Here is a 20,905-nt window from a genome sequence, read left to right as displayed (position 1 = left end):
AAAGAAAAAGGGCGGCGTCCGACCGGGACGCCGCCCGTTTCGCCTCAGCCGATATGCTCGGCGAAGAACGCCTCGGTCCGGCTGTCCGCCAGCTGAGCCGCAGCGCCCGACCGGCGCTTGCCCATCTCGGCCGCAAAGCCGTGATCCTCGCCCGGATAGTCGTGCAGCGTCACCCGCGGATGGTCGTCCAGCCCCTCATGCATCGCTGCCTGCACGTCTTTCGGGACGAAGCCGTCGTCACCGGCAATGTGCAACATCAGCGGGCGGGCAATGCCATGCTTCTCGCCGAGCAACCCGTCGACGCCGACCGCATAATAGCCCACGCTCGCATCGCTATCGGTGCGCGCCGCGGTCATGTAAGCGAGCCGGCCACCGAGGCAGTAGCCGACCACCCCGACCTTCCCCTCGCTCGCGCTGCGCGCCGCCCGGATCGTCGCCTCGATATCCTCGATCCCCTTGGTCTGGTCGAACTGGCCGAACAGCTCGAGACCGCGCTGCAGCTGATCGGGAATATCGGGATCGAGCTCGATGCCCGGTTCGATCCGCCAAAACAGGTCGGGCGCGAGCGCGACATAGCCTTTCGACGCCCAATGATCGCACTTGCGGCGAATGCCGGGATTCACGCCGAATACTTCCTGGATCACGACGATTGCGCCGCGCGGTTCGCCCGTGGGATCGGCGCGATATGCCGCGAAGCTGCCGCTTCCGTCGAGGCTCTGGATCGTGGTGCCGGCCATCATGGCTCTCCCTTGTGTCGCCGCTCATGATCGAGCAGCCATTGCTTGGTCACAGGCCCATCGCCCGCCGAATAGCTTCCCAATGCCCCGCCTGCGCCCAGCACGCGATGACAAGGCACGATGATCGGGAAGGGATTGCGCGCGCAGAGCTGGCCGATTGCGCGCGGCCCCGACTCGAGCCGCCGCGCCAGTTCGCCATAGCTCAGCGTTTCGCCATAGCCGACCGCGATCAGGCCGCTACGTAAAGCATTGCCGCGTGGCGACTTTAACTTGGGTAGATCGACATCGAACGCGTTGAGATCGCCGGAAAAATATGCCGCCAGCTGATCTGCTGCAGCGCGAACGGCCTTGGCCGACCCGCGCGTCCCGTTCCCGCCAGCGCCCAGCAACACTCGAGTCAGCTGTTCGTCATCGCCTTCGATCCGGATGGTGCCGATGGGCGTTGCGATGAGGGCATGGTCGCGCGCATACATAGGTTGAGCGTAGGGCAGGGGATAGCTCCGGCTCAAGAGCCATTGGGCAAGGGAGACGCGCGGATGAAGATCAATGTCGAAGTCGATTGCACGCCGGAAGAGGCGCGCCGCGCAATGGGGCTGCCGGATCTCACGCCAGTGCATGATCATTATATCCAGCTGATGCTCAGCTCCATGGACAAGGGGATGGTCAATCCCGAGATGATCGAATCGATGATGAAGAGCTGGACGCCGATGGGCGAGGCGGGGATGAATTTCTGGCGCGGCATGTTCGATATGGGCAAACGCAGCGGCAGCGAGTGAGCGACCCGGGTTTCGCCGACACGATCTTTGCACTGTCGAGCGGTCAGCCTCCGGCGGCGATAGCGATTGTTCGTATTTCCGGCCCGGCGGCGTTCGGCGCTGTCGAGCGGCTCGCCGGTAAATTGCCTGCCCCGCGCCGGGCGAGCCTGCGCGCGCTGCGGCAGGATGGCGAAACGCTCGATCATGCGCTGGTCGTGATCTTTCCCGGACCGGCGACCGCGACGGGCGAGGATCTGGCCGAACTGCATCTGCACGGTGGCCGCGCGGTGGTGCGTGCGGTCGAGGCGGCGTTGAGCGCGATGGCGGGGCTGCGGCCGGCCGAGCCGGGCGAATTCACGCGCCGCGCGCTGGCGCATGGCCGGATCGGTTTGACCGAGGCGGAGGGGCTCGCCGATTTTCTTGCAGCCGAGACCGAAGGCCAGCGCCGCGCGGCGGTTCGTGCCGCGGAAGGCGGAATTCGCCGTCTGGTCGAGGGATGGGCAGCGAGGGCGCTTCAGCTTTCCGCGGCGGTCGAGGCGATGCTCGATCATGCTGACGAGGATGATGTCGAAGGGCAGGGCGACGCGATCGGGCACATTGCCGCGCAAGCGGGGGCGCTGGCGCAGGCAATTGTGGCGATCGTTGCCCAGCCGGGCGTCGAGCGGTTGCGCGACGGATTGCGCGTCGTGCTGGCGGGGCCGCCCAATGCGGGCAAGTCGACCTTGCTCAACGCGCTGGCGGGACGCGATGCGGCGATCGTCTCGCCGCTGGCCGGGACGACGCGCGACCGGATCGAGGTGCCGGTGATGCGCGACGGTGTCGCGTATCTGCTGATCGATACCGCTGGACTGCATGAACGACCGGCGGATGTGGTCGAGCAGTTGGGGATCGATCGCGCGCGTGAGTCGCTGACCAGCGCCGACCTCGTGCTTTGGCTGGACGATCTGCCGCCGCCGGATGCAGCTTCGATCTGGCTCAATCCGCGCGCTGATCTTCCGGGGCGCAGCGATGTGCCGGACCGGCTGAGCGTCTCCGCGTTGACCGGGCTGGGAATCGATCGCGTGTGGCAGGTGATCGCGGAGCGCGCGTCGGCGTTGCTGCCACCGCTCGACTCCACGCCATTGAATGCGCGCCAGCGGCAGCTCGCCGCCGTCGCAGCAGATGCTCTGGATCAAGCGGCCGGTGAAACCGATATCCTGCTACTGGCCGAGCAGTTGCGCCGGGCGTTGCGCGCCTTCCATCAGATTACGGGCGCGGCGGATGTCGAAGCGATGCTCGACAGCCTGTTTGGGCGGTTCTGCATCGGCAAATAGTGGCGTTCCACGTGGAACAGTTTTGACGCTGCAAGCGGGCGCCGCTAATGCGCGTCCATGCACGAGTTCGACGTCATCGTCATCGGCGGCGGCCATGCCGGTACCGAAGCGGCTGCGGCCGCTGCGCGATGCGGCGCGCGTGCGGCGCTGGTGACATTCGACGCCGCGATGATCGGCGCGATGTCGTGCAATCCGGCGATCGGTGGTTTGGGCAAGGGGCATCTCGTTCGCGAAGTCGATGCGCTCGACGGGCTGATCGCGCGCGCCGCCGACCGCGCGGCGATCCATTATCGCCTGCTCAACAGATCCAAGGGACCGGCGGTCCAGGGGCCGCGCGTACAGGCGGACCGGGTGCGGTATGCGCAGGCGATCCAGTCGATGCTTGCCGGGCAGGACGGATTGACCGTGGTCGAAGGCGAAGCGGTCGAGCTGGTGCTAAGCGCAGGCAAGATCGCTGGCCTGCTTCTGGCCGACGGCACGACACTTCGTGCAGCCGCGGTGGTGCTGGCGAGCGGTACCTTTCTCGGCGGCCGTATCTTCCGTGGCGAAGAGCGCGAGGCCGGTGGCCGTGTCGGCGAGCGCGCCGCGACTGCGCTGGGCGTCCAGCTGCGCGAGCTCGGCTTGCCGGTCGCGCGGCTCAAGACCGGGACACCGCCGCGGCTCGATGGGCGGCGGATCGACTGGGCGCGGCTCGACGAACAGCCGAGCGATGCCGATGACTGGCGCATGTCGCCGCTGTCCGACGGCGCGCGGCTGCCGCAGTTGAGCTGCGCGATCACGCGGACCACGCTCGAAGCCCATTCGGTGATCCGCGCAAACCTCGATCGCTCGCCGCTGTTCAGCGGCGCGATCGAAGCGGGCGGCCCGCGCTATTGCCCCTCGATCGAGGACAAGATCTTCCGCTTCGGCGACCGCGACGGGCACCAGATCTTCCTCGAACCCGAAGGGCTGGCGACGCACCTCGTCTATCCCAATGGCCTTTCGACCTCATTGCCGGCGGATGTGCAGCAGGCGATGATCGCGTCGATCCCCGGGCTGGAGCGCACGCCGATCGTCGTGCCGGGCTATGCCGTGGAATATGACCATGTCGATCCGCGCTGCCTGACCGCAGCGCTGGCGGTCCGCGACGTGCCCGGCCTCTATTGTGCGGGGCAGATCAACGGCACCACCGGCTATGAAGAGGCAGCGGCGCAGGGGCTGGTCGCGGGGGTGAACGCCGCAGCGGCAGCGCTGGGGCGTCCGGCGATGATCCTGCCGCGCGAGCAATCCTATATCGGTGTGATGATCGATGACCTGACCTTGCAAGGGATCACCGAACCCTATCGTATGCTCACAGCGCGCGCCGAATTCCGGCTGCGTCTGCGCGCCGACAATGCGCCGGCGCGTCTGCATGACATCGGGCGCGAGGCTGGGTGTATCGGTCCGCTGCGCCACGAGCGCGAGCTTGACCGGCGGGCAAGGCGCGAGCGGCTGCATGCCAGCTTGTCGGTCGAAAGGACCGCGCATGCGCTGGGGCAGCGCGGTGCGCCGGTGTCGCAGGATGGTGCGCGACGGACCGCTTATGACTGGTTGCGCTTTACCGGGGTGACGCTCGACCATCTCGACCTGGACCTGCCGGACGATGCCGATGACGTGCTGGACGAACTCGTTCAGGACGCGCGTTACGCACCGTATCTCGAACGGCAGGCGAGCGAGGTCGCTGCGATGGCAAGCGCCGACGCGGCAGCCATTCCAGCGCAACTCGACTATGCCTCGATCCCCGGGCTTTCCAACGAAATGGTCGAGCGGCTCGCCGCCGCGCGCCCGGCAACGATCGGCGACGCGGCGCGCGTCCGCGGGATCATGCCGTCGGCGTTGACGGCGATCCTGCTGCATATCCGCCGCGCCGCATGACCGAGGACGATGCACGAGGCTGGATCGTCGAGCGCTATGGCGTTTCACGTGAAACAAAGCTCGCGGCGTTCGTTGACCATCTGCGCAGCGAGGCCGCCGCGCAGAATCTGATCGCACCATCAACAATCGAGTCGATCTGGGTTCGTCACATCGTCGATTCGGCGCAGCTGCTTGCGCATGCACCGCCGGATGGGCCGTGGCTCGATATCGGCGCCGGGGCCGGCCTGCCGGGACTGGTCATCGCAATCCTCCGCGATGCGCCGGTTGAACTAATCGAGCCCAGACGACTTCGGACCCGCTTTCTCGAGATCGCCGCGGCTCGGCTCGAATTGCGCAATGTCACGGTCGTGACGGCGAAGGTCGAACGAACGAGCGGGGCGGCCAGTGTAATTTCTGCGCGGGCGGTGGCGAATCTGGATCAGCTGTTCCGAATCGCTGCCCACCGCGCCGATCCGTCCACAATCTGGATTCTCCCCAAGGGCCGAAACGCACAATCGGAGGTGGAAGCGGCGCGCCGCTCATGGCAAGGTTCGTTCCACGTGGAACCGAGCATTACGGCTCCCGACTCGCTCACTGTCGTCGCCCAGGGGATTCGACCGAGATGATCTGCATCACGATCGCCAATCAGAAGGGTGGGGTGGGCAAGACCACATCGGCAATCAATGTCGGCACCGCGCTGGCCGCTACCGGGCAGCGTGTGCTGCTGCTCGACCTCGACCCGCAGGGCAATTGTTCGACGGGGCTGGGCATCGGCCGTGCCGACCGTGAGCGCTCCACCTATGATCTTCTGCTCGGCGAGGTGAATCTCGAAGAGGTGGTGATTCCGACCAAGGTGCCGGGGCTGGATATCGTCCCGGCGACGGTCGATCTGTCGGGCGCCGAGATCGAGCTGGTCGAGTTCGAGGCGCGCACGCATCGGCTCGCGGCCGCGATCGACCGCAGCGAGCAACGCTGGGATGTCGTGCTGATGGATTGCCCGCCGTCGCTCGGGCTGTTGACGATCAATGCGATGGTGGCGTCGGATGCGCTGCTGGTGCCGCTGCAATGCGAGTTCTTTGCGCTGGAGGGGTTGAGCCAGCTGCTCAACACGGTCGAGCGCATTCGCACGCGCTTCAATCCCGGTCTGTCGATCCTGGGGGTGGTGCTGACGATGTACGACCGCCGCAACCGGCTGACCGACCAGGTCGCCGACGATGTCCGCGCAGTGTTGGGCAAGGTCGTGTTCGACACGGTGATCCCGCGCAATGTGCGGCTGTCCGAGGCGCCGAGCCACGGCATGCCGGCGCTGATCTATGATTATCGCTGTGCCGGGTCGGAAGCCTATATCGCGCTCGCCCGCGAAGTGATCGACCGCCTGCCCAAGCTCAGGAAAGCCGCATGACCGACGAGACGCCGCCGCCGCCCGTTGCTTCGCTGGTGCCGCCGCCGCGCAAGCCGCGCCCCGGACTTGGCCGCGGCCTCAGCGCGCTGCTCGGCGATGCCGAGCGGGAGGAGCCGACTCGGCCCGGCAGCGAGCCGTCGAGCGGCGTGCGCATGCTGCCGGTCAGCTCGCTTGCGCCGCATCCCGAGCAGCCGCGCCGCCATTTCGACGAAGACGCGCTGGAGGAACTCGCCAAGTCGATCGCCGCGCGCGGGCTGATCCAGCCGATCGTCGTCCGGCCGCACGGCAAGGATTATCAGATCGTCGCCGGCGAGCGCCGCTGGCGCGCGGCGCAACGCGCGCGGCTGCACGAGGTGCCGGTGATCGTCCGCGACCTGGACGAGGCCGAGACGCTCGAAATCGCGATCGTCGAAAATATCCAGCGCGAGGACCTCAACGCGATTGAGGAAGCCGAGGCTTATTCAAAGCTGATCGGGCAGTTCGGCCATACCCAAGATCAGCTGGCGCGGATCGTCCATAAATCCCGCAGCCACATCGCCAACCTGTTGCGATTGCTCGATCTTCCGGCGTCGGTGCGCCAGCGCGTGGTTGAAGGTGCGCTGACCATGGGCCATGCGCGCGCGCTGATCGGCGCGCCCGATCCGGAGAGGCTGGCGCGCATCGTGGTCGAGCGCGACCTGTCGGTGCGCGACACCGAACGCCTTGCGCGCGAAGCCAAGCCGCGCGCGGCGGGGAAGGGCGGCGAGAAGTTCACTGGGGTGGTCGATGCCGATATCGCCGCGCTCGAGCGTCAGCTCGGCGACGTGCTCGGTCTCAACGTGCGCATTACCTTTGGCGACAAGGGCGGCGCGCTCACGCTGACCTATTCGACGCTCGACCAGCTCGATATGGTGTGCCAGCGACTGACCGGCGAGAAAATCTAGCCTTTATCACGTTTTAGCGGGAGCGAGCCGCCGCCCGCGCGAGGGTCGTCAGCGTCTCCTCGGCCAGCACTGGCCCGGCATTGCCGCCGCCGCGCGTGATCGCGCGTTCGGCCTCGCGCACGCGCTCGACGGCGCGTGCCAGCATCGGGCTCGACCAGCGCCGCAGCGCCGCCTTGGTGCCCATCTCTTCCTTGAAGAAGACGCGGTATTTCTTGACCACCTCGTCGGACGAGGCGCCGCGGTCCATCTCGCCGCGCATTTCGGCCAGGCTCATCAGCTTGCGCACCAGCTGGCGCAGCAGCGGGATGGCCGACACGCCGGCATTGTCGAGCCGGGCGAGCTCGACGCCGATCTCAGCCGTGCGGCCCTCGACCACCGCTTCGATCGCGCCGAACATCTCAGCCTCGCCCAGATCGGCGCCGATCGCGTCGAGCGCGGCGATCCCGGCCTCACGCGGCCGGTCGGGCGCGGCGTCCATGTAGAGCGACAATTTCTCGATCTCGCGCGCCAGCACCGCGCGGTCGCCGCCCGACATCGCCGCCAGCCGCTCGGCGACGCCGCCGACCAGCCTGAGGCCATTTTCACGCGCGATTCCCGCGGCGAGCTGGCTCGCATTGCGCGCGTCGGGGACATAGCAGGCGTGCGCCATCGCGGCGGGGTTCGCCAGCGCGAGCTTGAGCAGCCGCCCGGTGCCTTTGAGCGCGCCGCCCACCGCCACCACCGGATTGCCGGCGACCTCGGCCTCGAGCAGCAGCCGCACCGCTTCGGTGCCGTCGTCGTCGATGCCGGTCACGCGGACATAGCGGGCGCCGCCGAACAGCGAGAGCGAGGCGGCTTCCTCGGCCAGCCGCCCGGGCGTGCCCTTGAGCTGCGATCCTTCGAGGTCGATGCGCTCGGCCTCGCCACCCATCGCCCGGCCGAGGCGCGCGGCCAGCTCCATCGCGCCGGCCTCGTCGGGGCCGTAGAGGAGGAACAGCCGTACATCCGGACCCGGCTTGTCGAGCCGGGCGCGGATCTGCGCTTCGCTGGCCTTCACTTGCCCTCGGTCGACTGCGCGTAACGGGCGAGCCGCGCGACGATCTGGTCGGCGACGATGCCTGACAGCCGTTCGAGCGCACTCTTCTCGGCGGCGATCGTCGCATATTCGGAGCCGGCGACGTCGATGCCCGCATCCGATCCGGCGGTGGCGTCGAGTACGGTCTGGCCGGTGGCGAGTTCGACCAGCTGATAGCGCGCGCGCAGGGTGCGCCGCTCGCGGGTCACGACGTCGTCGCGGCGGACGCCGAGCCCGGTGATCTGGTCGTCGAGCTTGATTTCGAGCCGGTAGCGCCGCTCGCCGCTGCGCGTCGCCTCGATCCGGTCGCGCACGGCATTGCTGACCAGCCAGCCGGCCTCGCCCTCGATCGGCGCGACTTCGACGCCCGACAGCATTGTCTGCACCAGCCCGGCCTCGCCGCCGCCATAGAGCGGGCGGAGGCCGCAACCGGCCAGAGCGGGCGAGAGCACGACGAGGGCGAGAAGGGCCGCTGCGGCCTTCATGCGACGATGTTCACCAGACGGTCGGGCACGACGATTACCTTTTTGGGCGCAGCGCCTTCCAGAATGCGCTGCACGTTGGGATTTGCCAAGGCCATCGCTTCGAGCGCGTCCTTCGCTTCGCCCTTCGCGGCTTTCACCGTGTCGCGCAGCTTGCCGTTGACTTGGATCGCGATCGTCACCTCGTCCTCGACCAGCAAGGCCGGATCGACGTCGGGCCATTCGGCATCGGCGATCAGGCCGTCTTGACCCATCGCGGCCCAGGCTTCCTCGGCGAGATGCGGCGTCATCGGTGCGGCAAGCAGGATGATCGTGCGGATCGCGGTGGCGCGTGAGGCGCTGGGTGCGGCCTTCTCGATCGCGTTGACGAGGCTATAGAGCTTCGCGACCGCCTTGTTGAACTGCAGTCCCTCGATATCCGCGGCGACGCCGGCGATGGTCTGGTGCACCGCGCGGTCGAGCGGCTTGTCCTCGCCCTGCCACTCGCCGAGCTGGTCGAACAGCCGCCACAGCCGCTGGACGAAGCGCCACGCGCCCTCGATGCCGTTCTCGGTCCACTCCAGATCGCGTTCGGGCGGCGAGTCCGACAGCACGAACCAGCGCACCGCGTCCGCGCCATATTGGTCGACGATCGGCTCGGGATCGACGGTGTTCTTCTTCGACTTGGACATCTTCTCGATGCGGCCCGTCGTCACCGGTGCGCCACCCGAAGCCTCGACCCAGAGTTCGCCCTTGCGCACCACCTCGCCCGGCGACAGCCATCGGCCATCGGCAGCCTTGTAGGTTTCGTGCGTCACCATGCCCTGGGTGAACAGCCCGGCGAAGGGCTCGGCCACATCGAGCTTGCCGATGCGCTTGAGCGCGCGCGTCCAGAAGCGGGCGTAGAGCAGGTGCAGGATCGCATGCTCGACCCCGCCGATATATTGATTCACCGGCAGCCATTGTTCGGCGACCGCGCGGTCGAACGGCTTGTCGCCGGGCTGGCTGGCGAAGCGGATGAAATACCAGGACGAATCGACGAAGGTGTCGAGCGTGTCGGTCTCGCGCCGCGCCGCCGCGCCGCAGTTCGGGCAGTCGACCTTGTTCCATGTCGGATGGCGGTCGAGCGGGTTGCCGGGAATGTCGAACGATACGTCCTCGGGCAGCACGATCGGCAGCGACGCGCGCGGCGCCGGCTGTACGCCGCAGGCCCCGCAATGGATGACCGGGATCGGCGTGCCCCAGTAACGCTGGCGCGACACGCCCCAGTCCCGCAGCCGCCACACGGTAGTGCCGGTGCCCCAGCCGCCGGCCTCGGCGCGCTGAATCACCTCACGCTTGGCGTCGGCAACGTCCATGCCGTCGAGGAAGTGCGAATTGACCAGCGTCCCCGGCCCCGAATATGCCTCGGCATCGGTGAAGTCGGGCGCGGTCTTGTCGCCATCCGACACCACGCGGCGGATCGGCAGACCATATTTGCTGGCGAACTCGAAATCGCGCTGGTCGTGCGCGGGCACGCCGAACACCGCGCCGGTGCCATAGTCCATCAGCACGAAATTGGCGATGTAAACGGGCAGCTGCCACTCGGGATCGAACGGATGCGTGACCGTGAGCCCGGTATTGAAGCCGAGCTTTTCCTGCGTTTCCAGTTCGGCAGCAGTCGTGCCGCCTTGCTTACACCGTTCGATAAAGGCGGCGGCTTCGAGATTCCCCTCCGCTTCGGCTTGAGCGAGCGGATGGTCCGCCGCAACTGCGACGAAGCTTGCGCCGAAAATCGTGTCAGGACGGGTGGTGAATACCTCTAGCTCGCCGGCTTCGTTGGAAAGCTTCCAACGGAACTGCAGCCCTTCCGACTTGCCGATCCAGTTTTCCTGCATCAGCCTGACCTTGTCCGGCCATTTGTCGAGCGTGCCGAGCCCTTCCAGCAGTTCGTCGGCAAAGTCGGTGATCTTCAAAAACCACTGGCTCAGCTTCTTTTTCTCGACCAGCGCGCCCGAGCGCCAGCCGCGCCCGTCGATCACCTGCTCGTTGGCGAGCACGGTCATGTCGACCGGGTCCCAGTTGACCGTCGATTCCTTGCGATAGACCAGCCCATGCTCGAACAGGTCGAGGAACAGCGCCTGTTCGTGGCCGTAATAATCAGGCTCGCACGTCGCCAGCTCGCGGCTCCAGTCGAGCGCCAGACCGAGGCGCTTCAACTGCGCACGCATCGTCGCGATATTCTCGCGCGTCCAGCTCCCGGGATGGACCTTCTTCTCCATCGCGGCATTTTCCGCCGGCATGCCGAACGCGTCCCAACCCATCGGATGCAGCACTTCCATGCCGCGCATCCGGCGATAGCGCGTCAGCACGTCGCCCATCGTGTAGTTGCGGACATGCCCCATATGGATGCGCCCCGAGGGATAGGGGAACATCTCGAGGACGTAGGATTTGGGCTTGGGCGAGTTATCGTCGGCGGCGAAGGTCTGGCGTTCGTCCCATACCTTCTGCCACGCGGAATCGGCTTTCAGCGCGTTGAACCGCGACACGGGGCTTCCTTATTCAGCAATAGCGGGACCGGCCCGCTTCAATTAATCCGTCGCAATCGCCGCGCGGCGCAGGTCGCGGGCGCGGGTCAGGATGATGTCTTCCAGCTTCTGCACCGTCGCGGCCTCGACCGGCGATGCGACCCACTGGCCGCCGCGGTTGACTTCGCGCAGCGCCGCGACGCGCAGCGCATCGGCGCGCAGATCCTGGTCGAGGATGGTGATGGTGACCTTCATCCGCTCGGTCGGGATGTTGGGGTTCACATACCAGTCGGTGACGATCACGCCGCCATTCGAGTCGGTCTGCACCAGCGGCATGAACGAAATCGTGTCGAGCGCCGCGCGCCACAGATAGGCGTTGACGCCGATCGTCGTGACCTTCGACGCGGCAAGATCCGCCTTCGGCCGCTCGCCGCCCTTGCTGCAGGCGGACAGGCCGGCTGCGGCGCTCACGGCGAGGCTGCCCAGGATCGCGGTGCGCAACAGGCGGTTCATCGGCATCTTCCTATGGGAAATCATCATCGGCACGCATCTATAGATGCTCGCGCGTTTGCCGCAAGCGGGAGCCTGCGGGGCACCGCCCGCCCGCAGCAAAAACCGAATCCAACCAAAGCTATGGCTCTAAAGTCACACTTATCACGAAAACAGATTCATGCGGTGGAACATCATGGCCGAATCATGGTAGGCCCCATGACAGGATCGGGGATGACATGAGCGTTCGGCGTTACATGGCTGGATTGGGGCTAGGGGCGGTTACCGCCGCCGGTCTCGTCGCCGCGCCTGCGCTGCTCGCCCAGACCGCGCAGCAGCAGCGGCTCGCCGCGCCCAAGCGCGCGCCGTCGATTTCCAGCATCGGCAGCTTCACCCCCGCCGCCGCCGACCCGCGACTCGCCGCGGCGCTCGCTCGCAGCGGCCTATCGGGCAGCGGCTTCCGCTTCACGCCGGCCGATTCGGCGCGTTCGACCAGCCGCAGCGTCACCGTCGCGGTGCGCGCACGCAACACGCGTCCTGCCACGACGCTGGCCGATCGCGGCGCAGCGGCACCGGCCGCCGTCACGCTCCAGCCGATCGCCTACAATCTCGGCGTTTCGGTGGGCTGGAAGCGCTTCGCCATCTCGGGCGATCTCGCCAAGCTCGACCTCGCCGGCGCCCCGGGCAGCCGCGAATCGGCTGAAGTGGGCCTCACCTACACCGGCAAGCGTGCTTCGGGCCGGATCAAGGCCGGGGCCGAACGGCCGCTGGCCGGCGCACCGCGCCTGATCAGCGACGATCCCAATTACTCGATCGATGTCGGCGGGTCCTATTCGATCACCCGCAATCTCGATCTGACCGCGGGCGTTCGCTACAAGTCCGAAGAGAACCGCCTGCCGCAGCTGACCGACAACCGCCGCGACAGCCAAGCGGTTTATGTCGGCACCGCGATCCGCTTCTAAGACCGCACACCGGCCCAGCCGTAAGCTCGTCATCCTGAACTTGTTTCAGGATTCGCTTCTCCCCAAGCGGCTAAGTCGCTTGTTGCGCGGTGGATGCTGAAACAAGTTCAGCATGACGGTTATGTGGGAGGCTGCCGCATCCACGCATCGATTCCCGCCCAGCCCTGAACGCCGAGCGGCCTGAGCGCGCGCCAGCGCCGCTCGTCCATGCCGCCGAGCGCTATCACCGGGACGCCTAGCCCGCGAATCATCAGCCCGAGTCGCACTGGGCCGAGTGCGCGCGCGCCGGGGTGTGAGCGAGTGGCGTGAACGGGTGATGCGAACAGCAGCGTCGCGCCTGCCCGGATCGCCGCAATTGCCTCGCGTCGTGAATGGGCCGGTGCGGTCAGCGCGCCGCGATGGCGGCCATGGCTTCCGGCCGCCGGTCCAAAGCGCGCCGATCCGGCAGTCACCAATAGCAGCCGCCGCGCGCGTGCGATGCGCGCGACCTTGCCCAGCAACGCCTTTCGTTCGGCCAGCGGCAGCGAATAATGGCGAAACACCACGCCCGATCCCCTGGGCAGCCGTGCCAGCGCGTCCCACAGCGCCTCGCCCATCCGCTCGTCGGTCATCAGCCAGCGCCGGGGCAATTCGGCTTGCAGCGTGGAGGGGTGGCGGCGGCGCATTGCGCCACCTATAGCCGCGCGCATGCCGTCCGACACCGCCGACTCGCGCCTTTCCGACATTCATGACCGCATCGCCCGTGCGGCCACGCTCGCGCAGCGCGATCCCGCCGATGTGCAGCTGATCGCGATTTCCAAGACGCATGACGCGAGCGCGATCCGCCCGCTGATCGAGGCCGGCCAGCGCGTGTTCGGCGAGAATCGCGTGCAGGAAGCCGCCGCCAAATGGCCTGAGTTGCGCGAGACGACTTCGGGGGTGGAACTGCACCTTGTCGGCCAGCTCCAGTCGAACAAGGCCGAGGATGCGGTCGCGCTGTTCGACGCGATCCATTCGGTGGACCGTCCCTCGCTCGTCACCGCGCTGGCCAACGCGATGGACAAGGCGGATCGCCGCCCGCCTTGCTTCATCCAGGTCAATATCGGCGACGAGCCGCAAAAGGGTGGCTGCGCGGTCGCCGATCTCCCGGCCTTGCTCGCGCAAGCGCGTGCTGCCGGGCTGCCCGTCGCCGGCCTGATGGCGGTGCCGCCGTTCGAGCTCGACTCGGCCCCCTATTTCGCGCTGCTGGCGAAGCTCGCCCGCGATCAGGGCCTGACCGGCCTCAGCATGGGCATGTCCGACGATTTCGAGACCGCAGTGACGATCGGCGCGACGCATGTTCGCGTCGGCACGGCCTTGTTCGGATCGCGCGCATGATCGTGACGCGGTTCGACGCGATCCTGTTCGATTTCGACGGCGTACTGCTCGAAAGCGAGTTTGAGGGTAACCGCCAGATCGCCGACTATCTCACCGAAATCGGCCATCCGACGAGTCCGCAGGACTCGATGGACAAGTTCATGGGGCTCGCCGGCGCCGAATTCATCGAAGCGATCGAGCGCTGGATCGGGCGCGAGCTGCCGCCGGAATTTCATGAGGTGCGCGAGGCTGAGAACCAGCGCGTGCTGGCCGAAGGCATCGCCGCGGTGGGCGGCGCGATCGCTTTTGTGCGGTCGTTGCCCGATTCGCTGCCTCGCGCGATTGCTTCGTCGAGCTCGACCGCGTGGATCACCGCGCATCTCGACCATCTCGGGCTGCGCGACGCGTTCGAGGGCCGCATCTTTTCCGGCCGCGAGCATGTCAGCCGCGGCAAGCCTGCGCCGGACATCTATCTTCACGCCGCCGCGGCGCTCGGTGTGGACATCGCGCGCTGCGTGATCCTCGAGGATTCGCCGGTCGGCGCGACCGGCGCGGTTGCCTCCGGCGCGCATGTTGTCGGGCTGTGCGCGGGCAGCCATTGCGGCGCCAGTCATGACCAGCGGCTGCGCGCGATCGGCGTCCATGACATCGCGCATGATTTCGCCGAGGTGGCGAAGCTGATCGGTTGAGTTTGACGCGCCGTGAGGCGCGCAAACCTACGCCGCGATCGGGAAGCGCAGCAGGCGGTCGCTCAGCGGCACCAGCGCCTCCGCGCCGCGCCCGACCGCACGCACGATCTCGGGATGCGCCGCGTCGAGGCCGCCGGTCAGCGCGCCGAATGCCGGCAGGATCAGCTTGGTCGAAGTCGCCACGAAGCAGCGCCGCGACACCGGCCGCCCGCGCAGCTTGACGCGTAGCTTGGGGTGGAAATGGCCGGACAGTTCGGGGCGCGGCTCGCCCGGCTCGGCCTCGTGGCGCAGCAGCAGCCCGTCGACCTCGGCCTCCTCGACGATTTCCCCGCCACAATGGTCGGTCAGTGCCGCGTCGTGATTGCCGGTGATCCAAACCCAGCGCACCGCGCCGGTCAGCGTGGTGAGCGCCGCGCGCGCATCGGGCTGCAAGCGCTCGCACCCCGCCGAATCGTGGAAGCTGTCGCCCAGGCACCACAGCTCGCGCGCCGCCGTGCGCTCGACCAGCGCCGCGACCGCCGCCAGCGTGTCGAGCGTGTCGTAAGGCGGCAGCATCTGACCGCCTTTGGCGAACCAGCTGGCTTTTTCGAAATGCAGGTCGGCAACGATCAGCGCGCGCCGCGCCGGCCAGTAGAGCGCGCCTTCGGGCAACGCGCACAGTTCATGACCGGCGAACGAAAAGGGAACCATGCCGCCGCTATCGCCGCGCGCCGGACTCGCGTCAAGTCAGCCGCGTCGCCCGGTCGGGCCGGCGCCGCGGCACCCGCGGACCGCTCGGCACCAGCAGGCGGATCTTGCGCTCGGGGAAATCGATCTCGACTCGGCGGAACCCGCGCATCGCGTCCATCCCCAGCATCAGCGCGGGGCGCTTGGCGAGGCCGAAGCGCCCGAACGGGGGGATGTCGGCGAACGCCACCGGCACCCCGGACAGCTCGACATTGCCGAGCTTCATCCGCTCCGCGACGTGATAGTTCACCGTGAGCTTCTCGCCGGTGACGCTGGTCATCTCGATCGGCCCCTTGAGCGGGATGCGCCGCAGCCGCCGTTGCAGCGCCAGATTGCCCATGCTGATCTGCGATCCGGTGTCGATCACCACGGTGACCTTGTGGCCCTCGAACTCGGCCTCGGTGACGATCAGCTGCCCCAAGCGGTTGCGCGCAGTGACGATGATCTCGTCGGTGGCGCGCGGCGTGGGGTCGGGGCGGCCGCCCTCGCGCCGCGACTTGCGCAGGCTGATCTTGCCGGCGTCGAAATCGATGGAGATCATGTGCTGACGCAGCTGCTCGATCCCGAGCAGGCCGTGCGCGCCCATGTGCCGCGCCTCCAGCGCCGGCGCGTGGAAGGCGCGCTCGTCACGCACCGGCCCGACGGTCAGCGACGGGATCACCACCGTCCCGACGCGCGTCTCGCCGGTCATCGTGGTCAGCCGTACATTGGGGCCGGCGGCGAGGCCGAGCTGGCCGGCGAACTGGCGCGAGATCACCGAGCGCTCGGCGCCAGTGTCGATCACGAAGGGCTGCGGCGCGCTGCCGTTGATCGAGACCGGCACGGTCATGCGGCTGGCGAGTTCGCCCAGCGCCATGTCGGTCGCCGGCTCCTCCGCCCCCTGCAATGGCGGCACCGCAATTTCCCGTGGCACGGCCGGAGCGGCGCAAAGGGCGATCAGCGCAGGCGCGAGAATACGCGGCAGCATCGGGCGATAATACGCCTCTGCGAGCCGTGCCGCAATCGCGATCAGTCGATCCGCATCGCCTCGACCGCCAATGCCTCGGCCTCGATCAGCAGCTCGTCCTCGACCGCGCCCGTCGCCACGCGCTCGCGCCCGATCATGATCAGCACCGGCACCGCCATCGGGCTGACGCGCGGCAGATCGACATGGACGATCTGCTCCGCCGCGGTATCGAGCAATCGCGCCAATCGCCCGACATCGGTCATCCGCGCCCGCGCATCGGCCCAGGCCGCGCGCAGCAGCAGGTGATCGGGCTCGTACTTGCGCAGCACGTCATAGATCAGGTCGGTCGAGAAGGTGACCTGACGCCCGGTCTTCTTCTTGCCCGGCTGCTGCCGCTCGACCAGCCCGCCGATGATCGCCACCTCACGAAACGCGCGCTTGAGCAGCGCCGAACCCTGCACCCAGTCGACGAACTCATGTTCGAGGATGTCGGGCGAGAACAATGCGGCGGGATCGGTGATCTTCTCCAGCCCATAGACCGCGAGCGCATAGTCGTTGGCGACGAAGCCGATCGGCTTCAGGCCTAAAGCCTCCATCCGCCGCGTCACCAGCATGCCGAGCGACTGGTGCGCGTTCCAGCCCTCGAAGCTGTAGGCGACCATATGGTGCCGCCCCTCGTGCGGGAAGGTCTCGACCAGCAATTGCCCGAGCTGGGGCAGCTGCGAGCGCCGTGCCTGCACCTCCAGCCATTCGCGGACATCCGCAGGAAAGCGCTGCCATTCCGCGGGGTTTGCGAAGAACCGTCGCACCCGGTCGGCCAGGGTGGAGGTGATCGCCAGCCGTGCGCCCATATAGGACACGAAGCGCGCCTGTTTCGACGTCGCGCGCACGATCACGTCGGTCAGCTCGATCCTTTCGACCTCCAGCGCCAGCCCGGCGAAGAAGAAGGTGTCGCCGGGTGACAGCGACGACCCGAACGCCTCCTCGACCTTGCCCAGCCGCCGCCCATTCTTGAAACGCACCTCGAGCATGGGCGCTTCGACGATGATTCCGGCATTGAGCCGGTGCTGCGCGACGAACGCCGGCTTGGTCACCCGCCAGAGGCCGTCCTTGTCCTGCGTCAGCCGCTTGAACCGGTCATAGGCGCGCAGCGAATAGCCGCCGTCGGCGATGAAGTTGAGAACGTGGTCGAACACTTCGCGGGTCAGCGCCGAATAGGGCAGCGCGCCGCGCACTTCGTCGAGCAGCTCGGCCGCATCGAACGGGGCGGCGCATGCCACGCCCATCACATGCTGCGCCAGCACGTCGAGCGCGCCGGGGCGAAACACATCCGGATCGAGCTCGCCCGCCTCGACCGCGTCCAACGCCGCGCGCGCCTCGAGATATTCGAAGCGGTTGCCGGGGACGAGCACCGCCTCCGACGGCTCGTCCAGCCGGTGATTCGCCCGCCCGATCCGCTGCAACAGCCGCGAGCTGCCCTTCGGCGCGCCCATCTGGATGACGCAATCGACATCGCCCCAGTCGACGCCGAGGTCGAGGCTCGCCGTCGCCACCAGTGCGCGCAGCTTGCCATCGGCCATCGCCTGCTCGGCGCGGCGCCGTGCCTCGAGGCTGAGGCTGCCGTGGTGCACGCCGATCGGCAGCTTGAGCTCGTTCACCTTCCACAGATTCTGGAAGACCAGCTCGCACAGCCCGCGCGTGTTGCAGAAGACGATCGTCGTCTTGTGCGTCTCGATCTCCGCCATCACCTGCGGGATCGCATAGACGCCGCTATGTCCCGACCACGGCACGCGCCCCTCGGGTAGCAGGATCGCGACGTCCGGGTCCGCGCCCTTCTCGCCGATCACCAGCGCTACGCGATCGATATCGCCATCGGGCGCCAGCCAGGCGCGATAGCCGTCGGGATCGGCGACCGTCGCCGACAGCGCCACGCGCCGCATGTCCGGCGCCAGCCGCTGAAGCCGGGCAAGGGCGAGCGCGAGCAAATCGCCGCGCTTGCCGGTGGCAAAGGCATGGACCTCGTCGACCACCACCGTCCGGAGGCCAGCGAACATCGTGAAGCTGTCCTCATAGGACAGCAGCAGGCTCAGCGATTCGGGCGTGGTCAGCAGGATCTGTGGCGGCCGTGCGCGCTGGCGGACCTTGCGCTCGTGCGGCGTGTCGCCGGTGCGCGTCTCGACGCGAATCGGGACGCCCATTTCCTCGATCGGGGTCAGCAGATTGCGCTGCACATCGACCGCCAGTGCCTTCAATGGCGAGATGTAGAGCGTGTGCAGCCCTTCGGATGGCGTCTCGATCAGCTCGCTCAGCGTCGGCAGGAACCCCGCCAGCGTCTTGCCCGCCCCGGTCGCCGCGACCAGCAGCGCATGTTGGCCCGCTCGTCCGGCCGCGAGCATGTCGAGTTGGTGCCGCCGCGGCACCCAGCCGCGCGACGCGAACCAGTCGCCAAGGATTTCAGGAACTTCGCTCATCCAGGGTGGGAACAACGCCGCATCCCGCACATATAGGAGGGATGGCAAGGCTCGGCGACTGGCTCCAACCGCATCCGGAGGGAATCCACATCCCCGCCGCCGACGCGTGGGTCGATCCCTCGCAGCCCAAGGCCCGCGCGCTGGTGACGCACGGCCATGCCGATCACGCCCGCGGCGGGCATGGCGAGGTGTGGGCGACGCCCGAGACGCTGGCGATCATGGAGGCACGCTACGGCCCGCAGACTGGCCGTCCGGTCGCCTATGGCGAGACGGTGCGGCTCGGTGAGGTCGATGCGACCTTCGTCCCCGCCGGCCATGTCCTGGGTTCAGCGCAGATCGTGCTCGATTTTCGCGGCGAGCGAATCGTCGTCTCGGGCGATTACAAGCGCCGCCCTGATCCCACCTGCGCGCCGTTCGAGCCGGTGCCGTGCGACGTGTTCATCACCGAGGCGACCTTCGGCCTCCCCGTCTTCCGCCACCCCGAAACCACCGACGAGATCGACAAATTGCTCGCCGCCCTGCGCGCCGAGCCCGACCGGTGCGTTCTGGTCGGCGCCTATGCGCTCGGCAAGGCGCAGCGCGTGATCCGCGAGCTGCGCGGCATGGGCTTCGACGATCCGATCTACATCCATGGCGCGCTGCAGCGGCTGTGCGATCTCTATGTCGAGCATGGCGTCGATCTCGGCGAGCTGCGCCCCGCGACCGGAGTCGCCAAGAAGGAGCTTCAGGGCCGCATCATCCTGTGCCCGCCCGGCGCGCTCAACGACCGCTGGTCGCGGCGCCTGCCCGATCCGATCACCGCCATGGCGTCAGGCTGGATGACCGTCCGCCAGCGCGCGCGCCAGCGCAATGTCGAGCTGCCGCTGATCCTGTCCGATCATGCCGATTGGGACGAACTCACGCGCACGATCCGCGAGATCGCCCCGCGCGAGCTGTGGGTGACGCACGGCCGCGAGGATGCGCTGGTGCACTGGTGCCGCGAGCGCCAGATCAAGGCCCGGGCGCTCGAGCTGGCCGGTTATGACGATGAGGATGACTGATTCCCCACCCGCTTGCGGGAGGGGAGAATATCCGGCGATCTTCCGCTAAACCGCCGCGCATGAGCGAAATCCGCAACATCGTCATCCTCACCGGCGCGGGCATTTCGGCGGAAAGCGGCGTCGCCACCTTTCGCGGGCCGGGCGGGCTGTGGGAGGGGCATCGCGTCGAGGATGTGTGCACGCCCGAGGCGCTGGCGCATGATTCGGTGCTGGTGCACCGTTTCTACGACGAGCGCCGTGCGAAGCTCGCCAGCGTCGAGCCTAACGCCGCCCACGTTGCGCTCGCCCGGCTCGATGCCGAATGGCCGGGCGAGCTCCTACTAGTGACGCAGAATGTCGACGATCTGCACGAGCGCGCCGGGTCGAGGCGGCTGATCCACATGCATGGCGAATTGAAATCGGCGCTGTGTGCCGCGTGCGATGCGAGGGTGCCGTGGACCGAGTCGCTACCGCCGCGGAGCCGCTGCCCGGCGTGCGGGGCTGCGGAACTGCGCCCGGACGTCGTGTTCTTCGGCGAGATGCCCTATCAAATGGACGCGATCGACCACGCGCTGAGCGAGGCCGACCTGTTCGTCTCGATCGGCACGTCCGGCGCGGTCTATCCCGCCGCGGGGTTCGTCCGCACCGCGCGCTATCACGGCGCCGAAACGCTCGAACTCAATCTCGAGCGGTCGGAGGGCAGCGGCTGGTTCGCCGAAACGCGGCTCGGCCCGGCGGGAAACCTGGTCCCCGCCTGGGTCGAGTCGCTCCTGGGTTAGCGCTGGTTCTCGAGCCGCGCGTCGTCGGCATCGTCGATCGCGTCGGCCTTGTCCTCGCCGGCTTCGCGGACCTTGTCGGCCTGCTGTTCGAGCGAGTCCTCCATCGTCTCGTTGGTGGTGTTGTCGGCCGCCTCTTCGAGCGCGTCGGCCTGATTCTCGGCCGCCGCTTCGACATTGTCGGCCGCCTTGTCGTCGGCATTGCCGCCGCACGCGGCCAGCGCCAGCAGGCTGGCGCCCGCTACGGCTTTCACCAGAAACTTCATGGGGTTGTGCCTCCTGTTCATTGCAGGGGCACAATGACCGGCAGCCGCAACGGTTCCGCGCTTCGTCGGATTCGGCTTCGCCGAATGCGGCACCGGCCCGCTCCCCCACCCGGCCACCCACTTCAGCGTATCCTTGATGGGCGGCCGGGTGGGGGAGCGGGCCGGTGCCGTCACGGTTCAGCCTTGCTGAACACAAACTATG

22 protein-coding genes are annotated in these 20,905 nt (G+C 67.7%); 11 read left to right on the top strand and 11 right to left on the bottom strand.

Annotated elements, in window-relative coordinates; all coding sequences use genetic code 11:
• Positions 1–44 precede the first annotated feature (44 nt).
• Both M9978_RS14160 and M9978_RS14155 read right to left on the bottom strand, forming a co-directional pair.
• Positions 45–740, bottom strand: a complete 696-nt coding sequence (locus tag M9978_RS14160; RefSeq protein WP_254294284.1) for a dienelactone hydrolase family protein — start codon at positions 738–740, stop codon at positions 45–47.
• Positions 737–1,210, bottom strand: coding sequence for a methylated-DNA--[protein]-cysteine S-methyltransferase (locus M9978_RS14155; protein ID WP_254294282.1), 474 nt, complete (start codon positions 1,208–1,210; stop codon positions 737–739). The genes M9978_RS14160 and M9978_RS14155 overlap by 4 nt, the downstream gene beginning before the upstream one ends.
• Before the next feature lie 63 nt (positions 1,211–1,273).
• Between M9978_RS14155 and M9978_RS14150 the strand changes: the two genes are divergently transcribed.
• The 6 genes from M9978_RS14150 to M9978_RS14125 are packed head-to-tail and all read left to right on the top strand — an operon-like array spanning position 1,274 to position 7,002.
• On the top strand, positions 1,274–1,513 hold the full coding sequence (locus M9978_RS14150) for a DUF6489 family protein (protein WP_254294281.1): 240 nt from the start codon (positions 1,274–1,276) through the stop codon (positions 1,511–1,513).
• Entirely contained in the window at positions 1,510–2,805 is a 1,296-nt protein-coding gene (mnmE, locus tag M9978_RS14145; protein WP_254294279.1) for a tRNA uridine-5-carboxymethylaminomethyl(34) synthesis GTPase MnmE, read from the top strand. Before M9978_RS14150 ends, mnmE begins: the two co-directional genes overlap by 4 nt.
• A gap of 57 nt (positions 2,806–2,862) precedes the next feature.
• The gene (gene mnmG, locus M9978_RS14140; RefSeq protein ID WP_254294278.1) at positions 2,863–4,698 is read left to right on the top strand and encodes a tRNA uridine-5-carboxymethylaminomethyl(34) synthesis enzyme MnmG; all 1,836 of its coding nucleotides are present in this window, start codon (positions 2,863–2,865) and stop codon (positions 4,696–4,698) included.
• On the top strand, positions 4,695–5,303 hold the full coding sequence (gene rsmG / locus M9978_RS14135) for a 16S rRNA (guanine(527)-N(7))-methyltransferase RsmG (RefSeq protein ID WP_254294277.1): 609 nt from the start codon (positions 4,695–4,697) through the stop codon (positions 5,301–5,303). The genes mnmG and rsmG overlap by 4 nt, the downstream gene beginning before the upstream one ends.
• A complete protein-coding gene (locus tag M9978_RS14130) occupies positions 5,300–6,079 on the top strand; it encodes a ParA family protein (RefSeq protein WP_254294276.1) in 780 nt (259 codons plus the stop codon). Before rsmG ends, M9978_RS14130 begins: the two co-directional genes overlap by 4 nt.
• Complete coding sequence (locus tag M9978_RS14125; RefSeq protein ID WP_254294275.1) at positions 6,076–7,002, top strand: ParB/RepB/Spo0J family partition protein; 927 nt, start codon at positions 6,076–6,078, stop codon at positions 7,000–7,002. The genes M9978_RS14130 and M9978_RS14125 overlap by 4 nt, the downstream gene beginning before the upstream one ends.
• A gap of 13 nt (positions 7,003–7,015) precedes the next feature.
• Here M9978_RS14125 and holA read toward each other — a convergent pair whose 3' ends face one another.
• The 4 genes from holA to M9978_RS14105 are packed head-to-tail and all read right to left on the bottom strand — an operon-like array spanning position 7,016 to position 11,537.
• On the bottom strand, positions 7,016–8,038 hold the full coding sequence (gene holA / locus M9978_RS14120; RefSeq protein WP_254294274.1) for a DNA polymerase III subunit delta: 1,023 nt from the start codon (positions 8,036–8,038) through the stop codon (positions 7,016–7,018).
• Positions 8,035–8,541 (bottom strand): LPS assembly lipoprotein LptE, encoded by a 507-nt coding sequence (gene lptE, locus M9978_RS14115; RefSeq protein ID WP_254294273.1) that lies wholly within the window; start codon positions 8,539–8,541, stop codon positions 8,035–8,037. Before lptE ends, holA begins: the two co-directional genes overlap by 4 nt.
• Entirely contained in the window at positions 8,538–11,045 is a 2,508-nt protein-coding gene (gene leuS / locus M9978_RS14110) for a leucine--tRNA ligase (protein WP_254294271.1), read from the bottom strand. Before leuS ends, lptE begins: the two co-directional genes overlap by 4 nt.
• Positions 11,046–11,087: 42 nt before the next feature.
• Positions 11,088–11,537, bottom strand: a complete 450-nt coding sequence (locus M9978_RS14105; RefSeq protein WP_254294269.1) for a DUF3576 domain-containing protein — start codon at positions 11,535–11,537, stop codon at positions 11,088–11,090.
• Between the two features lie 215 nt (positions 11,538–11,752).
• Between M9978_RS14105 and M9978_RS14100 the strand changes: the two genes are divergently transcribed.
• Positions 11,753–12,475, top strand: a complete 723-nt coding sequence (locus tag M9978_RS14100; RefSeq protein WP_254294267.1) for a hypothetical protein — start codon at positions 11,753–11,755, stop codon at positions 12,473–12,475.
• A 119-nt stretch (positions 12,476–12,594) separates the two neighbouring features.
• On the opposite strand, the gene M9978_RS14095 is transcribed toward M9978_RS14100, so the two are convergent.
• Positions 12,595–13,140, bottom strand: a complete 546-nt coding sequence (locus M9978_RS14095) for a thiamine phosphate synthase (RefSeq protein ID WP_254294265.1) — start codon at positions 13,138–13,140, stop codon at positions 12,595–12,597.
• A 22-nt stretch (positions 13,141–13,162) separates the two neighbouring features.
• Between M9978_RS14095 and M9978_RS14090 the strand changes: the two genes are divergently transcribed.
• Positions 13,163–13,831, top strand: a complete 669-nt coding sequence (locus M9978_RS14090; RefSeq protein WP_254294263.1) for a YggS family pyridoxal phosphate-dependent enzyme — start codon at positions 13,163–13,165, stop codon at positions 13,829–13,831.
• Positions 13,828–14,499, top strand: a complete 672-nt coding sequence (locus tag M9978_RS14085) for an HAD family hydrolase (protein WP_254294261.1) — start codon at positions 13,828–13,830, stop codon at positions 14,497–14,499. Before M9978_RS14090 ends, M9978_RS14085 begins: the two co-directional genes overlap by 4 nt.
• 27 nt (positions 14,500–14,526) lie before the next feature.
• Here M9978_RS14085 and pdeM read toward each other — a convergent pair whose 3' ends face one another.
• Genes pdeM through M9978_RS14070 form a run of 3 tightly spaced genes read right to left on the bottom strand, consistent with a single transcriptional unit; the run spans position 14,527 to position 18,642 of the window.
• Positions 14,527–15,189: a ligase-associated DNA damage response endonuclease PdeM gene (gene pdeM / locus M9978_RS14080; RefSeq protein WP_254294259.1), complete on the bottom strand. Its 663-nt coding sequence runs from the start codon at positions 15,187–15,189 to the stop codon at positions 14,527–14,529.
• A 31-nt stretch (positions 15,190–15,220) separates the two neighbouring features.
• Positions 15,221–16,192, bottom strand: coding sequence for a retroviral-like aspartic protease family protein (locus M9978_RS14075; RefSeq protein WP_254294258.1), 972 nt, complete (start codon positions 16,190–16,192; stop codon positions 15,221–15,223).
• Positions 16,193–16,233: 41 nt separating this feature from the next.
• The gene (locus tag M9978_RS14070) at positions 16,234–18,642 is read right to left on the bottom strand and encodes a ligase-associated DNA damage response DEXH box helicase (protein ID WP_254294257.1); all 2,409 of its coding nucleotides are present in this window, start codon (positions 18,640–18,642) and stop codon (positions 16,234–16,236) included.
• Positions 18,643–18,683: 41 nt separating this feature from the next.
• Here M9978_RS14070 and M9978_RS14065 point away from each other — a divergent pair, with 41 nt between their 5' ends.
• Entirely contained in the window at positions 18,684–19,682 is a 999-nt protein-coding gene (locus tag M9978_RS14065) for a ligase-associated DNA damage response exonuclease (protein ID WP_254294256.1), read from the top strand.
• 59 nt (positions 19,683–19,741) lie between these two features.
• Positions 19,742–20,440, top strand: coding sequence for an NAD-dependent deacylase (locus tag M9978_RS14060; protein ID WP_254294255.1), 699 nt, complete (start codon positions 19,742–19,744; stop codon positions 20,438–20,440).
• Here M9978_RS14060 and M9978_RS14055 read toward each other — a convergent pair.
• Positions 20,437–20,703 (bottom strand): hypothetical protein, encoded by a 267-nt coding sequence (locus M9978_RS14055; RefSeq protein ID WP_254294254.1) that lies wholly within the window; start codon positions 20,701–20,703, stop codon positions 20,437–20,439. The two genes, M9978_RS14060 and M9978_RS14055, sit on opposite strands and share 4 nt — an antisense overlap.
• Positions 20,704–20,905 lie beyond the last annotated feature (202 nt).

The organism is Sphingomonas tagetis (assembly GCF_024211275.1).
Taxonomy (GTDB): Bacteria; Pseudomonadota; Alphaproteobacteria; order Sphingomonadales; family Sphingomonadaceae; genus Sphingomonas; species Sphingomonas tagetis.
The sequence above is the reverse complement of the archived record's forward strand: the minus strand, read 5'-3'. Positions and strand labels throughout refer to the sequence as shown.

What these genes read in the sequence shown, in the direction of transcription:
- M9978_RS14065 (WP_254294256.1), top strand. Translation starts at nt 18,684, where the DNA reads ATGGCAAGGCTCGGCGACTGGCTCCAACCGCATCCGGAGGGAATCCAC.
- M9978_RS14090 (WP_254294263.1), top strand. Translation starts at nt 13,163, where the DNA reads ATGCCGTCCGACACCGCCGACTCGCGCCTTTCCGACATTCATGACCGC.
- M9978_RS14075 (WP_254294258.1), bottom strand. Translation starts at nt 16,192, where the DNA reads ATGCTGCCGCGTATTCTCGCGCCTGCGCTGATCGCCCTTTGCGCCGCT.
- M9978_RS14060 (WP_254294255.1), top strand. Translation starts at nt 19,742, where the DNA reads ATGAGCGAAATCCGCAACATCGTCATCCTCACCGGCGCGGGCATTTCG.
- M9978_RS14095 (WP_254294265.1), bottom strand. Translation starts at nt 13,140, where the DNA reads ATGCGCCGCCGCCACCCCTCCACGCTGCAAGCCGAATTGCCCCGGCGC.
- M9978_RS14055 (WP_254294254.1), bottom strand. Translation starts at nt 20,703, where the DNA reads ATGAAGTTTCTGGTGAAAGCCGTAGCGGGCGCCAGCCTGCTGGCGCTG.
- M9978_RS14085 (WP_254294261.1), top strand. Translation starts at nt 13,828, where the DNA reads ATGATCGTGACGCGGTTCGACGCGATCCTGTTCGATTTCGACGGCGTA.
- rsmG (WP_254294277.1), top strand. Translation starts at nt 4,695, where the DNA reads ATGACCGAGGACGATGCACGAGGCTGGATCGTCGAGCGCTATGGCGTT.
- M9978_RS14160 (WP_254294284.1), bottom strand. Translation starts at nt 740, where the DNA reads ATGATGGCCGGCACCACGATCCAGAGCCTCGACGGAAGCGGCAGCTTC.
- pdeM (WP_254294259.1), bottom strand. Translation starts at nt 15,189, where the DNA reads ATGGTTCCCTTTTCGTTCGCCGGTCATGAACTGTGCGCGTTGCCCGAA.
- M9978_RS14100 (WP_254294267.1), top strand. Translation starts at nt 11,753, where the DNA reads ATGAGCGTTCGGCGTTACATGGCTGGATTGGGGCTAGGGGCGGTTACC.
- M9978_RS14125 (WP_254294275.1), top strand. Translation starts at nt 6,076, where the DNA reads ATGACCGACGAGACGCCGCCGCCGCCCGTTGCTTCGCTGGTGCCGCCG.
- M9978_RS14070 (WP_254294257.1), bottom strand. Translation starts at nt 18,642, where the DNA reads ATGAGCGAAGTTCCTGAAATCCTTGGCGACTGGTTCGCGTCGCGCGGC.
- M9978_RS14150 (WP_254294281.1), top strand. Translation starts at nt 1,274, where the DNA reads ATGAAGATCAATGTCGAAGTCGATTGCACGCCGGAAGAGGCGCGCCGC.
- lptE (WP_254294273.1), bottom strand. Translation starts at nt 8,541, where the DNA reads ATGAAGGCCGCAGCGGCCCTTCTCGCCCTCGTCGTGCTCTCGCCCGCT.
- M9978_RS14155 (WP_254294282.1), bottom strand. Translation starts at nt 1,210, where the DNA reads ATGTATGCGCGCGACCATGCCCTCATCGCAACGCCCATCGGCACCATC.
- mnmG (WP_254294278.1), top strand. Translation starts at nt 2,863, where the DNA reads ATGCACGAGTTCGACGTCATCGTCATCGGCGGCGGCCATGCCGGTACC.
- M9978_RS14130 (WP_254294276.1), top strand. Translation starts at nt 5,300, where the DNA reads ATGATCTGCATCACGATCGCCAATCAGAAGGGTGGGGTGGGCAAGACC.
- M9978_RS14105 (WP_254294269.1), bottom strand. Translation starts at nt 11,537, where the DNA reads ATGAACCGCCTGTTGCGCACCGCGATCCTGGGCAGCCTCGCCGTGAGC.